General features: G+C 58.6%; 15 protein-coding genes and 1 pseudogene. 8 read left to right on the top strand and 8 right to left on the bottom strand.

What is annotated here, in order from left to right; all coding sequences use genetic code 11:
• Positions 1-3 precede the first annotated feature (3 nt).
• Together KVG85_RS04805 and KVG85_RS04800 are read right to left on the bottom strand one after the other, a co-directional pair.
• Positions 4-780 carry an aldo/keto reductase gene (locus KVG85_RS04805; RefSeq protein ID WP_217863123.1) on the bottom strand — a complete coding sequence of 259 codons (777 nt, stop codon included), beginning with the start codon at positions 778-780 and terminating at the stop codon, positions 4-6.
• 36 nt (positions 781-816) lie between these two features.
• Positions 817-963 carry a hypothetical protein gene (locus tag KVG85_RS04800; RefSeq protein ID WP_217863122.1) on the bottom strand — a complete coding sequence of 49 codons (147 nt, stop codon included), beginning with the start codon at positions 961-963 and terminating at the stop codon, positions 817-819.
• Between the two features lie 111 nt (positions 964-1074).
• Between KVG85_RS04800 and KVG85_RS04795 the strand changes: the two genes are divergently transcribed.
• Positions 1075-1845, top strand: coding sequence for an alpha/beta hydrolase (locus KVG85_RS04795; RefSeq protein ID WP_217863121.1), 771 nt, complete (start codon positions 1075-1077; stop codon positions 1843-1845).
• A 250-nt stretch (positions 1846-2095) separates the two neighbouring features.
• Positions 2096-2962: a CAP domain-containing protein gene (locus tag KVG85_RS04790; protein WP_217863120.1), complete on the top strand. Its 867-nt coding sequence runs from the start codon at positions 2096-2098 to the stop codon at positions 2960-2962.
• A 1-nt stretch (position 2963) separates the two neighbouring features.
• Here KVG85_RS04790 and KVG85_RS04785 read toward each other — a convergent pair whose 3' ends face one another.
• Entirely contained in the window at positions 2964-3767 is an 804-nt protein-coding gene (locus KVG85_RS04785; protein ID WP_217863119.1) for an OBAP family protein, read from the bottom strand.
• 96 nt (positions 3768-3863) lie between these two features.
• Positions 3864-4031 carry a hypothetical protein gene (locus KVG85_RS04780; RefSeq protein ID WP_024013301.1) on the bottom strand — a complete coding sequence of 56 codons (168 nt, stop codon included), beginning with the start codon at positions 4029-4031 and terminating at the stop codon, positions 3864-3866.
• A 177-nt stretch (positions 4032-4208) separates the two neighbouring features.
• Here KVG85_RS04780 and KVG85_RS04775 point away from each other — a divergent pair, with 177 nt between their 5' ends.
• Entirely contained in the window at positions 4209-4637 is a 429-nt protein-coding gene (locus KVG85_RS04775) for a nuclear transport factor 2 family protein (protein WP_217863118.1), read from the top strand.
• 88 nt (positions 4638-4725) lie between these two features.
• Here KVG85_RS04775 and mqo read toward each other — a convergent pair whose 3' ends face one another.
• A complete protein-coding gene (mqo, locus tag KVG85_RS04770; protein ID WP_217863117.1) occupies positions 4726-6372 on the bottom strand; it encodes a malate dehydrogenase (quinone) in 1647 nt (548 codons plus the stop codon).
• 531 nt (positions 6373-6903) lie between these two features.
• On the opposite strand from mqo, the gene KVG85_RS04765 reads away from it, so the two are divergent.
• From KVG85_RS04765 to KVG85_RS04755, 3 genes are all read left to right on the top strand, one after another.
• Positions 6904-7335: a nuclear transport factor 2 family protein gene (locus KVG85_RS04765; RefSeq protein ID WP_217863116.1), complete on the top strand. Its 432-nt coding sequence runs from the start codon at positions 6904-6906 to the stop codon at positions 7333-7335.
• Positions 7336-7489: 154 nt separating this feature from the next.
• On the top strand, positions 7490-8725 hold the full coding sequence (locus tag KVG85_RS04760; RefSeq protein WP_217863115.1) for an ATP-binding protein: 1236 nt from the start codon (positions 7490-7492) through the stop codon (positions 8723-8725).
• A complete protein-coding gene (locus tag KVG85_RS04755) occupies positions 8722-9219 on the top strand; it encodes a hypothetical protein (protein ID WP_217863114.1) in 498 nt (165 codons plus the stop codon). Before KVG85_RS04760 ends, KVG85_RS04755 begins: the two co-directional genes overlap by 4 nt.
• Before the next feature lie 55 nt (positions 9220-9274).
• Here the strand turns inward: KVG85_RS04755 and KVG85_RS26265 are convergent, their stop codons facing one another.
• A complete protein-coding gene (locus KVG85_RS26265) occupies positions 9275-10000 on the bottom strand; it encodes a methyl-accepting chemotaxis protein (RefSeq protein ID WP_437182194.1) in 726 nt (241 codons plus the stop codon).
• Between the two features lie 132 nt (positions 10001-10132).
• Positions 10133-10888: pseudogene (locus KVG85_RS26260) on the bottom strand (MCP four helix bundle domain-containing protein); the annotation flags it as partial.
• Positions 10889-11131: 243 nt separating this feature from the next.
• On the opposite strand from KVG85_RS26260, the gene sodC reads away from it, so the two are divergent.
• Positions 11132-11653: a superoxide dismutase family protein gene (gene sodC, locus KVG85_RS04745; protein ID WP_217863112.1), complete on the top strand. Its 522-nt coding sequence runs from the start codon at positions 11132-11134 to the stop codon at positions 11651-11653.
• A gap of 4 nt (positions 11654-11657) precedes the next feature.
• Here sodC and KVG85_RS04740 read toward each other — a convergent pair whose 3' ends face one another.
• Entirely contained in the window at positions 11658-12311 is a 654-nt protein-coding gene (locus KVG85_RS04740; RefSeq protein ID WP_217863111.1) for a DUF2238 domain-containing protein, read from the bottom strand.
• Positions 12312-12472: 161 nt separating this feature from the next.
• Between KVG85_RS04740 and KVG85_RS04735 the strand changes: the two genes are divergently transcribed.
• Positions 12473-12787 (top strand): DUF2388 domain-containing protein, encoded by a 315-nt coding sequence (locus KVG85_RS04735; protein WP_217863110.1) that lies wholly within the window; start codon positions 12473-12475, stop codon positions 12785-12787.
• The last annotated feature ends 47 nt before the right edge of the window (positions 12788-12834 follow it).

The raw sequence follows: 12834 nt of genomic DNA, 5'->3' as shown, positions 1-12834 counted from the left end.
GGCTCAGCCCAGCAACGCAATCAATTGATGCCGCTGCGCATCGGTCAGCATCGGCCCGAAACCGGCTCCGGCGTTGTCAGCCATGTAGCGCGGATTGCTGGTCCCGGGAATCACACAGGTCACCGCCGGATGCGCCAGGAGAAATTTCAGCGCCAGTTGCGGCCAGCTGTTGACCTTTACATCCGAGACCCAGGCCGGCAGCGGCTTGCCCTTGAGCCGGGCGAGCAAATCACCGCCGCCAAACGGCCGATTACAAATCACCGCCACCCCACGCTCGCGGCACAGCGGCAGGATGCGTTTCTCGACCGCGCGATCATCGAGGGCGTAGTTGATCTGCAGAAAATCCAGCTTTTCGGCTTTCAGCACGGCCTCGACCTCGTCATAGGCCGACGAGGTGTAATGAGTGATGCCGATGTAGCGAATCCGCCCCTGCTCCTGCCATTCGCGCAGGGTTGGCAAGTGGGTTTGCCAGTCGAGCAGGTTGTGAATCTGCATCAGGTCGATGCGCTCGGTTTGCAGCAGGCTGAAGGACTGCTCCATCTGCGCGATGCCCTCCTCGCGCCCGCGCGTCCACACCTTGGTGGCGAGGAACGCCGGCGAGCGTGGTTCGTGGATCGACAGCAATTCACCGGTGGTCTGCTCGGCGCGGCCGTACATGGGTGAGCTGTCGATCAGCGTGCCGCCCTTCCTGAACAGCGCTTCGAGCACGGCGGGCAACTGCCGGTAAACCGGATCGCCCGGCGCGACGTCGAAACCGCGATAGGTGCCCAACCCAACCATGGGCAGTGCCTCGGAGCTGGAAGGGATGGCGCGGGTCTACATGGTCTGGTCTCCTGCCGTGGGCGGCGCAGTGGCGGTCGGCGCTACGCTGCCGGCCAACGCCCGATCAATGGTGAACAGCGCCGCAGCTTGGGCAGCCAACGTGAGCAAGCGGCGACGGGAGTAACTCTCAGTGTGGCGCATGCGAGTCCTCCTGCTGCGCGGATCTGTTGCACGGTGTGTGCGCCGGCTGTCAGGCGCAGTCGCTGAACTACACTGCCACAGCCAACCTCTCTCCCCGTTAAAAGTAGCCGAATGTCTCGAACCCTGATGTCACTCGTCGTTTTCATCATTGCCGTGTACTTGGTGCTGTGCGCCGGGCTGTTCGTGTTTCAGCGCTCGCTGATCTGGTTTCCCCAGCCTGCCGCCGTGGTTGCGGCGGATTCGCGATTGAAACTGTCAATGCCGGATGCCGAGGTCTGGGTGACAACCCGAAAGCGCAGCGGATCGCGCGCACTGATTTATTTCGGCGGCAATGCCGAGGACGTATCGCGAAATCTGCCGGAATTCACTGAGGCGTTTCCTGACTACGCGCTGTATTTCCTGCATTACCGGGGTTTTGCTGGCAGCACCGGCTCGCCATCGGAAGCCGCGATTGCCGAAGATGCGCTGGCGCTGTTCGATCAGGTCTATGCCACTCATTCGCAAGTCGCCGTGGTCGGTCGAAGCCTCGGTTCGGGGGTGGCGGTGCGCCTGGCCAGTCAGCGGCCGGTGCACAATCTGATTCTGGTGACGCCGTTCAACAGCCTCGAGGAAATCGCCGCACGGCAATACCCGTGGGTGCCGGTGAAGTGGTTGCTCAAGGATCGTTTTGAATCGGGCAAGTACGCGGCGCATATCCGCACGCCGACGTTGCTGTTGGCGGCCAGCGATGACGACGTGATTGGACGCAGCAGCACGCAGCGCTTGTTCGAGAGTTTTCCTGCGGGCGTGGCGACGCTGAAGGTGGTGCCGGACTCGGGGCATAACTCCATTTCCGAGCGGGGGGAGTATTTGCGGTGGATGGGGGATGTGTTGAATCGCTAGTGGTTGTTTGCCAGTGATAGAGGGGTTGACCGGAGCGGCGTCTTCGCGAGCAGGCTCGCTCCCACAGTTGTTTCGAGTACGCCGTAAGCGCTATGTGGGAGCGAGCCTGCTCGCGAAGACCGCGGTTCAAACAACAGCAATTCAATTGCATTGCCGCCACTGAACCAAGTCCAGAAAACCCAGTCCTATCCGCGCCGCCACACACGGCTGCCTCACTCTAGCGCTGTCCCCTTTCAGAGCTGTCCGTCCCATGCGCCACGCCGTTCGTTCGTCTCGCTTCGTTTCGCTGTGCCTGCTGAGTCTGTTTCCTTTTTTCACTGAATCCGCCCACGCCAGTGCGGAGCGCGAGCTGGTGGCCGCCATCAATGATTACCGCGCCCATCCGCAACGCTGCGACCGCCGCCCTGCGCAGCGTCTGGCGCCTTTGGCTTTGAAGTCGAATCTGGCCTTGCCGATCGGCTATCGCTACGGCGGCGGCATGCGCGAGGCGTTGAAGTCTTCCGGCTATTCAGCAATCACGGTGCGCAGCATCCGCATTATCGGAGCCGAAGACGCCGACGAGGCCTTCGATCAGTTGCAGAGCGATTATTGCGCTGCCTTGCTGGATGCGAACTACGCCGACATCGGCGTCAGCCATTCGCGCAATCAATGGCAGGTGGTGCTGGCGCAACCGGTGCTCGACAGCCGCGTCGGTGACAACCGCAGCGTCGGCAAGGCGCTGCTCGCCGAGGTCAACGCCGCCCGCGCCCGGCCGCGCATGTGCGGCCGCCAGCGTTTTGCCGCCACGCGACCATTGAGCTGGAATGCCGCCCTCGGCGCAGCGGCTCAGGGCCACAGCAAAGCCATGGCTTACGGCAATTATTTCGCCCACCGCGATCCCGACGGTGACATGCCGGCCGACCGCGCCCGTGCTGCCGGTTATCGCGGCCGCCAGGTCGGGGAAAATATCGCTGCCGGACAAAGCTCACCAGGCAAAGCCATGGCCGGCTGGCTGGCCAGCCCGGGCCACTGCGCCAACCTGATGAACCCGATGTTCACTCAGGTCGGCGCCGGCTTCGCCAGCGAAACGCGCAGCGACGACGGCGTTTACTGGACGATGCTGTTCGGCGCGCCGTAAATCACGGCTGACTCCGCGCATTCTCATCGCTTGCCGTGGCCGGACGCGGCATGACGTGTTGATGGCCGGTCGGGTCGTTGAGCTGGATGACATTACCCTTCTGCCACGCATCAGCCCCCGTTGCGACAGGCCCCGGTTTGATCTCGGCGCGGGCCTTTTTCTTCTCGGCACTGTCGATGCCCAGGCGCTGATCGCGCTGGCGGACCATTTGCGCATCGGCCTGACCGTCAGCGGTAAAGCCCATCATCAACTGCGGCACGCCCAGCGGCAGTTGCTTGTCCTGATCGGTGTGCCAGGTGTGCCAGGTCTTGCCGTAGGTATTGGCGAGTTTTTCCATCAAGCGCGTTTCTGCCACTTGCGGGATGCCCGGAGCGACCAACTGGCCAGAACTGACTTCGTGAGCGTGGCTGTGCCACAAGGCTTTCTCTTTTGCCGGCAATTGCGTGAACAGCCGCTGGCTGATGATGTATTCGACGCCCATCAGCTTGGCTTCAGCGGTGTTGCCGTCGTAGATCACGCACTGGAACACTTCTTCGTTGAGCGCCGAGCAGTAGTGGTGCGCTTCCATCTGCGCGCCGGGATGACCGTTGTAAAAATGGAAACCATCGAGGTACATGTTCAACGCGCGAATTGGCGGCTTGTCCTGCAACCACTGCGCGCCGACTTCGAGCATTTCCGTGTCGGACGCCTTGGCCTGGCCGGGCGTCTGCACCGGCGAATCGGTGTTGCTCATGGCGCAACCGGTCAACGCGGCGACCATCAAACCTATGGGAACCCAACGTCCCTGCGAGGTTGTCGTACGCATGTTTCACTCCTCGAACTTTCAGTGACGGGCGCGTGCTGGCCCTGTTCTGCAACTGAAAGCAGGAGATCGGCAGAGTTCGAAAAAGCTGCGTGCGGATCAGACTGGAGAGATCGTCGCCAGCACGCCAATCAGAATGGTCAAGGTCAGAAAGCCGCCGAGAAAAATCGCCATCTTGTACATGTTGCGCTCCTTGAGGCTGGGTGTGCGGTGCACCGGACGCTGCGGGATGAGGTCGGAGGGTGACTGGCCGCACTGCCGGGGCATTCTGAGCCTGTGGCTGTACTGAATACAGAGGCAGATGAAACAGAAAAATACGGATCAGATGCGCATCTGATCCGCTTCGGGCATGAAGCGGTATTCAGGCTGAGACTTGAGGATCCACTTTCGGCGCGGTTGATCTACAGTCATTGCCGACCGACAACAAGAAAAACCGGAGTGACCATGCCCGACCTCGCCTTGCAGCCCAACGTCGCCGCATCCCTCGCGCGCTGGCACGAGATGATCCGCAGCGGCAATCTCAAAGCCCTGCCCGAACTGCTCGAACCGCAAGCGGTGTTCCGCTCGCCCATGGCCCATACGCCCTACCCCGGCGCGCCAGTGGTGGCGATGATCCTCAACACCGTGTTTGAAGTCTTCGAAGATTTCGCCTACCACCGCGAGTTGGCGACGGCGGATGGCCTGAATGTGATTCTCGAATTCAGCGCCAGGGTCGGCAGCAAGGAACTCAAGGGCATCGACATGATTCGCTTCGATGAGCACGGCAAGATCGTCGAGTTCGAAGTGATGGTGCGGCCGCTGAGCGGGTTGCAGGCACTGGGCGAAGAGATGGGTCGGCGCTTGGGGGCTTATCTGGCATCCACAAAAGCCTGAGTCCAATCACCGCAGCTCCTACCAACCAGGAATAAAAAACCCACTGACCGTCGCCGGTTCAGTGGGTTTTTGTGTGTCAGGGTTCTGCTTACAGAGCCATGTCACGTGCAGCGTTTTCCTTCGGCGCTACGGTTTTGTCAGCCGCAGGTGCCGCCGGAGCAGCTACCTGACCGATCGCTGGAGGCGTCGGCAGTTCGAGGATTTTCGCGGTGTAAGCCCACTCGGCAGCCACTTTGGCCGGATCGCTGTTCAGCTGGGTGCCATAGCTCGGCACGATCTGGTGCAGCTTGGTCTGCCACTCAGGGGTTGCGACTTTGTCTTTGAAGACTTTCTGCAGCACGCTCAGCATGATCGGTGCAGCGGTCGACGCGCCTGGCGATGCGCCCAGCAGGCCGGCGATCGAGCCGTCCTGCGAAGCAACGATCTCGGTGCCCAGTTTCAGCACGCCGCCAGCGGCTTCATCACGCTTGATGATTTGCACGCGCTGGCCGGCTTGCCACAGGCGCCAGTCTTCGGCTTTGGCGTTCGGGAAGTATTCCTTCAGCGCGTTCAGACGGTCTTCATCCGACAGCATCAACTGACCGGCAAGGTACTCGACCAGCGGGTATTCCTTGATGCCGACCTTGGTCATTGGCCAGATGTTGTGGGTGGTGGTGCTGGTCAGCAGGTCGAAGTACGAACCTTCCTTGAGGAACTTGGTGCTGAAGGTCGCGAACGGGCCAAACAGAATGACGCGCTTGCCATCCAGGACACGGGTGTCCAGGTGCGGAACCGACATCGGTGGCGCGCCAACCGAAGCCTTGCCGTAAGCCTTGGCCAGGTGCTGCTCGGCAATCGTCGGGTTCTCGGTCACCAGGAACGAACCGCCAACCGGGAAGCCTGCGTATTCCTTCGCTTCAGGAATGCCCGACTTCTGCAGCAGGTGCAGGGCACCGCCGCCAGCGCCAATGAACACGAACTTGGCGTCGGTTTCGGTCTTGCTGCCGTCTTTGAGGTTTTTGTAGCTCACACGCCAGGTGCCATCGGCGTTCTTGGTGATGTCTTCGACTTCGCTCGACAGTTTCAGATCGAAGTTGGGTTTGGTCTGCAGGTGAGCGGCGAACTGGCGGGTGATTTCGCCGAAGTTCATGTCCGTACCCAGCGGGCTCCAGGTGGCCGCGATTTTCTGGTTCGGGTCACGCCCTTCCATCATCAGCGGTACCCACTTCTTGATCACAGCCGGGTCTTCGGAGTACTGCATGCCAGCGAACAGCGGGCTCGCCTGCAGGGCTTCGTAGCGCTTTTTCAGGAACTTGATGTTGTCATCGCCCCACACGAAGCTCATGTGCGGAGTGGTGTTGATGAACGAGCGAGGGTTTTTCAGCACGCCCTGCTGAACCTGCCAGGCCCAGAACTGACGGGAAACCTGGAACGCTTCGTTGATCTCGACAGCTTTCGGGATGGTTACGTTGCCCTTGTCGTCTTCCGGGGTGTAGTTCAGCTCGGCAAGAGCCGAGTGACCGGTACCGGCGTTATTCCAGCCGTTGGAGCTTTCCAAGGCGACGCCATCGAGGCGCTCGACCATTTCCATCGACCAGGTCGGTTCCAGCTCATTGATCCACACACCCAGGGTGGTGCTCATGATGCCGCCGCCGATCAGCAGGACGTCAACTTTCTTGGCTTCGGCAGCATTGGCAGACGACATCCCCATCGCCAAAGCCAGACCGAGCAAGGCTGTGTTCACTTTCTTAAACATCTGTTGCACCTATGATAAAACGCCTTCCGCCCGTCGTTGTTATCAGTCTGCGTTGCGCTGTGTTGACGCTCAGGCTGGCGTCGCGCAATTCCGCACACTTCAATATTGACGGGTGGGCACACAAGGCCGACATGTGGCATCGACCTCAGTTAATGTCCCTTCTGAACTGACTTCTTATCGTTATTGGCTTCAGCTGCTTGAGCGACAGGGATCCCGTCGGCCCGCCCGAAAGGCCAGCCAACCGAATTAAGTCAAAGCAAATTTGGCGCGGAGAATATCACGTCAGGGCGAACCCGCGCGTCTGTTCCCGACTTGAAAGTCTTTTTCCACCCAGAAGCTTATCGGCTAAAGCGCACGGAACATGACGCTACTTCGACCTGTCCCGACAAATTTATTTGCGCGATGCGCATCGCAACCCCGCGAATCAGTGCACTCAGCGCGTTGCTCTTCATGAAAATAACCTGCTACGTTGTACGATGACTGATGAATTCGACTTCAGTCATTTCCCTCCAATAACAACAAGGAAACAACATGACCAAGTCCAGCCTCCTCATCGGCTTGTTCTGCGCCTTCAGCGCCTGCGCCATGGCCGCCCCTGCCCCAGCGGAAAAGGAAGTCGCCCAAGCGGTCGATCATCTGACCCAGGCGATGCTGCACAAAGACATCGCCGAACTGAACGCCCTCACCGCGCCGAACCTGACCTACGGCCACTCCAGCGGCAAGATTCAGGACAAGCAGGAATTCATCGCCGACATCGAAACCGGCCGCAGCGCGTTCAAGACCCTCGAAATGCAAAAGCAGACCATCACGATTTCGGGTGACACCGCGCTGGTGCGTCACCACTTCTCCGCACAGGCGTTGAAAGGGACCGAGGTGATTCCGACCGAGATCGAGAATTTTCAGATCTGGCAGAAACAGGGTGGGAAATGGTTGCTGGTGGGGCGACAGGCGTTCAGGTTCTGATAGACGCAAAGGACTCTGCCGGAAAACGAGCAGAGTCCTTACCTAATAAAATGAAGCCCTGTCTGTACTCCTGGCATTTCCCCGCTCCCGTTTCCTTCCCGCCCTGATATGCTGCACCGCTATACCGCCTCAGCTCGTCTTTATGGAGTGATCAATGACCCGACTACGCGTCAAGCATTTTGGCCCTATCCGCAATGGTGTGAAGAACAATGGCTGGATAGAGTTCAAACGCGTGACCGTTTTTGTGGGCAATCAAGGCTCGGGGAAAAGCACACTCGCCAAGCTTTATTCGACTTTTTCATGGATTGAAAAGGCGTTGGTGCGAGGCGACTATGACCTCAAATGGTTCGAGCGAAAAAACAAATTTATCAGACCCTACCTGACATACCATCGGCTCGAAAATTATCTTTCTGCGGAAACTGAAATCGAATACGAAGGTGAAGCGTATGCCATCAAGTATCTGCGCGGGCAGCTTCATATCAGCGAATTGACGGGTAAAAAGTACCACCTGCCTCAAATCATGTACGTGCCTGCCGAGCGCAACTTTATTGCTTATGTCAGGCACCCTCGGGAATTGAAACTTTCTTCTGACTCTCTCAAAGAGTTCTTGACTGAATTCGACGCGGCGAAAGCCAATATAAAAGGCGCATTGCTGCTTCCGATCAATCAGGCAGAACTCGAATACGACAAACTGAATGACATACTCAACATTCGGGAATCGGATTACAAACTGAGATTGGCCGATGCTTCCAGCGGTTTTCAATCGGCAGTGCCTCTGCATCTCGTGAGCCACTACTTGGCCAATACTGTTGAAGAAAGAAGCGAAGAACGCCCGGAAACCATGAGTACTGACGAGCTGGATCGCTTCAGGAAAGAAGTCATGGAAATTTTCTCCGTCGAGACGCTGACGGAGGAACAGCGTCGCATTGCTCTGTCCGCATTATCATCGAGATTCAATAAAACTGCGTTCATAAACATCGTGGAAGAACCCGAACAGAATCTATACCCGCGTTCGCAATGGGGCGTATTGCAAAGCCTTTTGCAATTCAATAACCAGGGTAAGGAAAATCGGTTGGTATTGACGACTCACAGCCCTTATGTGGTGAGTTATCTCACAATCGCTGTCCAAGGCAAGCATCTGCATGACGCCATAATTGAGAGAAATGCGGAGGAACTGTTAGCCCGGCTCGCAAAGGTAGTTCCGCTTCACTCACTGGTCGACGCTGACGAGCTCGCGATTTATCAGGCTGATGAAATGACTGGAAGCATCGAGAAGCTGCCTATGTCGGGAGGAATTCCTTCGGACCATAATTACCTCAACGAATCGCTTCGCGAAGGCAACGATTTATTCGATCAACTTCTCGATATCGAGGAGGCATTGGAGGCGTGAATTTCCTCGATGCTCAATGTCAAAGCGGCCCGTTCGTACAAGAGCGGTTTGGACTTTGTGATAACACATCTCGTCCGATCGCTTACGCCGATTCAGAGTCAGAAGAAAACTGGATCGCTACGGTCAGCAATCCGGAGCGCAAAGCAGTTATTTTTACAGCCATCGACAAGTGCGTGATAAGCGACATGGAACAACCTGGTCGAGGGCGTTGTGACTGCATGCTCACCACCGAGAAGCAGCTTTATCTAGTAGAGCTGAAGGAAAGAAGCGGTAGCGCATGGAAAAACCATGCGATAGAGCAACTCGAATCCACTATTCAGTTTCTCCAGGCAACACACGGCGAGGACTACCTCAATAGTTTCAGCCCAAAAAAAGCATTTGTCAGTAATCGGAAGAAAAAGCCATTCGTCACTATTGAAACGGATAGAAAACAATATTTCTTCAGAACTTATAAATTCAAATTGGACATACAAACGACGGTACTCATCGTATGAAAGCTCTTCCTTAGAGCTTTAACAATCGAGTGCCGTGCTCGGCCCCTCCTCAAGTTCACAACCGAAACCGATCCACCGACTGCGCCAACTGCCCCGCCAGATTCGATAATTCATCCGTAGTCGTCGCCGTTTGCCCGATCACCCGGCTATTGCCCTCGGACATCCCGGCAATCATTTCCACCTGATGGGCGATCTCGTTGCTGGCCTGGCTCTGTTCGCCAATCGTGCGGGTAATGTCATTGACCAGTTGCGTGGTGCTCAAGGTTGCGTCGAGGATTTCGCGAATTGCCCGCTCAACCTCCGCTGTTACCGCCATGCCCTTGTCGACCTGCGCCACCCCCGCCTCCATGCTGGTAACCGCTTCACGCGTACTGTTTTGAATACGCGCGACCATTGCGGCGATTTCCTGGGTCGAGGCGCTGGTGCGTGCGGCCAGACTGCGCACTTCATCGGCGACCACGGCAAAACCACGGCCCTGCTCACCTGCCCGCGCCGCCTCGATCGCAGCGTTGAGGGCTAGCAGGTTGGTCTGGTCAGCGATGCTCTTGATCACCTGAATGATGTTGAAGATTGCCTCGGATTCCTGATCCAGCGTGCGGATCACCTGCGCCGACTGCTGTGCCGAGCGGGCGATGTCGTCCATGTCGCTGACCACTTGATGAATCACCCCGCCACCCTCCTTGGCCAGGTTTTCGGCCTGATTGGCCATGCTCAGGGCACGTTCGGCGTGGCGGGTGATTTCTTCGATACTGGCGGTCATCTGGCTGGCGGCAGCGGCCATGGTGCCAGCGGCGACGCTTTGCTGCTGGCTGCTGTCGGCGACCTGATGGCAGCCGTGGCTGAGCTGCTCGCTCATGCCACTGACGCCGTGAGCGTTGCGCCGGACCACGTCAATCATGTTGCGCAGATCACGCTGCATGGTCGCCAACGTGCGGATCAAAACGCTGGCTTCGTCCTTGCCGGCGGGCTCGACAATCGGTTCGCTGAGATTGCCATGGGCAATGCTTTCAGCGATGCGGCTGGCGGATTTGAGCGGCCCCATGATACTCAGGATCACCCAGCGCCCCTGAATCAGCAGCAGCAACAGACTGACGGCCAGCACCACTGCCAGCGCAAGATTGGCGTGGCGGATGGCCGCTTCGGTGCCTTCGCTGGTGTGCAGGGTGTTGTTTTCGATCAGTTCGCTGAGCGCGCCCATCTGCTCTTCGAGCTGAGCAAAGGCGCTATTGAACGTGCCGAGCTGCTGTTGGGCGGCATCCGGATTGTCCAGCGCCACGCCGACGATCTGCTCGGCGGATTTGATGTAGGTATCGAGGCTCGGCTTGATCTGCTCCAGCGCCGCGCGCAACTGCGGGTTGATCGGCAGCTTCAGGTTGTCATCCAGCACCTCACGAAAATGCCCGGCGTGCTCGGTGAGCGAATCGCGCACTTCGGTGGCGGTGGCGGTGCTTTTGCCCAGGCCGACCAGCATCGCCGAATAGACATCGGCGCGCAGGGCGTCGTGCATCATGTCCGCTTCCATGTGATTGCGCAGCGCGCTCATGCTCACCGTGTTATCGCCGACCGCCGTGGCCATCCGCAGATTGCCCACGTAGCTGACCAGACTCACGATCAGCGCCGTCAGCAGGCTGGTCGCAATCAGCAACACCAAACGCAGTTTGATCGACACCGTGGAATCTCCCGTGGGCACGCTGGATTGCGCTTGTCGGATTTCAGTTAAGCCTATGTGCAGGGAACTGCCGACACAGAGCGTATCGGCTGATGTCAGCGGCGACTTGAATCCGGCAAAACTTTTCAAACGCGAACCCGGTCACACATTGCAGCGCCGCTGGATAACGCCTTCATCACCGGTTAACCCTGGCAGGCTAGAAATCCATCGCTTCGAACATTCATGCAGCTGAAGGAAACGCTTATGAAACGCGCACTGTGGTTTGGTCTGCTCGGCACGCTGGCAATCGGCACCGCACAAGCGGCAACGGAGAAAGTCGCGATCAATCTGGTCAGCGCCGACGGCGCGCCGCAGGCGATCGGCTCGGTAACAGTCAGCGAGACGCCGTACGGTCTGTTGTTCACCCCGGACTTGAAGTCGTTGCCGGCCGGCATTCACGGCTTCCATGTTCATGAAAACGGCAGCTGCGACGCGGGCATGAAAGATGGAGTAAAAGGCGCAGCACTGGCGGCTGGCGGACACTTCGATCCGGCGAAAACCGGCAAGCATCTCGGCCCGTACGCCGACGGGCATCTGGGCGATCTGCCGGCGGTGTATGTGACGGCTGATGGTGGCGCCAACTACCCGGTGCTGGCGCCGCGCCTGAAGAAGATTTCCGAGATCAAGGGCCACGCCCTGATGATTCACGCCGGCGGAGATAACCATTCCGACATGCCCAAGCCTCTGGGCGGTGGCGGTGATCGCATGGCTTGCGGGGTGATTTGATCCCTCAGCGCGGCGCTCGACGCCAGCGCGTCAACACCAGCAAGGACAGCCCGGCGCCGAACAGCGCCAGGGCCATGTCCTTCTGCGAATCCCACGGATCATTCTGCGCACCGACGAAGGCCTGGCCAGTGTCGTCGCCCAGGTAAGCGCCGCCGACCCATTCGATCAATTCGTACAACGCCGACGTGGCCAGCACTACATTCAAGGTCAACAGCGCCAACCACGCGCCACGCAACGGCGTCAGGCGCAGCAGCACTTCGCGCATCGGCCAGACCAGCAGCAACCCGTAGCTCAAGTGCACCAGCCGATCATAGTGATTGCGTTCAAGACCAAGGACTTTGTTGACGCTGACGCCGGTCAGCAGCGTGCTCCACTGATCGTAGGGCACCCGCGAATAGGTGTAATGCGCGCCGACTTCATGGATGCACAGGAAGGCGAAGATCATCCCCAGTGACAGCGTCGACAGGCGAAAACGCCGATGCGCCAGCAGCAGGGTCACCACCAGCGCCAGCGCCAAAACATTCTCCAGTAGCCAGTCGACGCGGCTGCGCGGGTCGATGCCGAGGACGAAGGCCAACAGGACAAATCCGCCGAGCAATGCGGCTTCGATACGCATGTCTGCGGGGCGGGCAATGTTGTCGCTGACTCTGACGAGCATGGTTCGCTTCTCGGCAATGCAGGCATGCGGTAGACACTCTGCCGTTTTGCCCGGTTCCTCGCCGCCTCGTTTTCAGCGCTCACGGAACTCCGGCGCGCCGTTCACCTCTGACGTTATGTAGTCCCTTCCCTTTTTGCTTAGCGCTTGTGGAGGAACACGTCATGCGCAAGTTAGTCCTGATTTCTTCTTTTATGCTTTGCCTGCCGGTCGGTTCGGCGCTGGCCCGTGTTGACGCGGGTGATGTCGCCACTTCGGCAGGTGTCTCCGCGTCGCTGTACTCGACCTTCAAGGACGACAAAATGGTGATTCCGGCCCGTGACGACGTGTCTGCGTTTGTCGCCAGCGGCGGGGCCATTCGTGGGGTTTATCTTGAGTCGGTACTGCAACAGGTGCGTCAGGCCAACCCTGGCTTGAACGCCACTGATGAAGACCTGGCCAACGCCATTCTCGTGCAATACGAAGGCGTGCAGCAGTAGTCACGAGGGACGCAGCGGCCGATGGACGGCCGCTGAGTGCGCATAGG

This window comes from Pseudomonas triticicola, assembly GCF_019145375.1.
Taxonomy (GTDB): Bacteria; Pseudomonadota; Gammaproteobacteria; order Pseudomonadales; family Pseudomonadaceae; genus Aquipseudomonas; species Aquipseudomonas triticicola.
This window is presented reverse-complemented; position numbering and strand designations above follow the sequence as displayed.